The organism is Mesorhizobium abyssinicae (assembly GCF_049887195.1).
In the GTDB taxonomy this organism is placed as follows: Bacteria; Pseudomonadota; Alphaproteobacteria; order Rhizobiales; family Rhizobiaceae; genus Mesorhizobium; species Mesorhizobium abyssinicae.
Genome location: NZ_JARAKC010000096.1, coordinates 1 through 1025 on the forward strand (window position 1 = coordinate 1; position 1025 = coordinate 1025).

Annotated in this window: 1 protein-coding gene; it reads right to left on the reverse strand. The window is 58.8% G+C overall.

The window, feature by feature from the left end:
* Window positions 1-1022: sulfite oxidase (locus PU724_RS33775; protein ID WP_426213831.1), on the reverse strand; the 1022-nt coding region annotated here is incomplete at its 3' end.
* Between the last annotated feature and the right edge of the window lie 3 nt (window positions 1023-1025).

The following is a 1025-nucleotide window of genomic DNA, read 5'->3' on the forward strand; positions in this document are numbered from 1 at the left end:
GCGGGCTGGACCTTGCCTGACGTATCAGTGGCGCGCGAGGTGACCGTGTGCTCGCCCTTTGATGGGTCTTTCCAGTCAAGATACCAGACCTTCCACGCGAATTCAGCTTCTTCCGCATGGTCGATCGTCGCCTCGGTCCACGGGCCATCATCGATCTTCACTTCGACCTTTGCGATTGGCGCACCCCAGGCCGCACCGCTGATACGGTACCCGGCATCGCTGCGCGTCACCCTGGCAGGCGCGGACTTCAGCAATGCGCGTCCTACCGAGGTCTCGGCCCACACCGTCTCGCCATTGTGCTCTTCCTCACGGATGGTGACGTAGTCTCGTGCCATCAGCAGACTCATGAAGCGCCTGTTGCGTATCTCAATGCGCTTGAGCCACTTGACGTTAGCGATGCCGTACCAACCGGGCGCGATGAGCCGTACGGGGAAACCGTTGGGTGCTGGCAGAGCGGCACCATTCATCTCGTAGCACAGGATGTTGTTGGGGTTCGTCGCATCGGCGAGCGACATGCTGCGGGCGAAATTCTGATGCATCTTGACGTCGCGATTATCGTCCTTGAGAGCGATGTCGCCGACATCAGTGCCCCAGAAAACAACTTCGATGCCGTCTTCTTTCACGCCTGCCTCTTCAAGAATGGCGGCGAGCGGTGTGCCTGACCAGCGTGCGTTGCCAATGCCGCCGGTAAAAAATGGAAAACCATGATTGCCCGAGCATTCCACCGTGAAAACCACCTCCTGGCGCGGCCGCGCCTTGAGGTCGGCAAGCGACAGGCTCAGAGGCTTCTTCACCAACCCATCGATTTCCAGCTTCCAGGAATCCGCATCAATGGTTGGCCGATCAAAATGCGCGATACTGAAGAACTTCTCATTAGGCGTCACCCAGGAATCCAAATCCTCCCAGACAAGCTGGCTCTGGATGACCGCCGGAACGGGATTGGGCTGCGGCTGATCAAGCCACGGGATCACGGTTTCACCCGCTCGGCTTGGAAAGGCTTGGGCAAACCGTGAGTGGAAGATAGC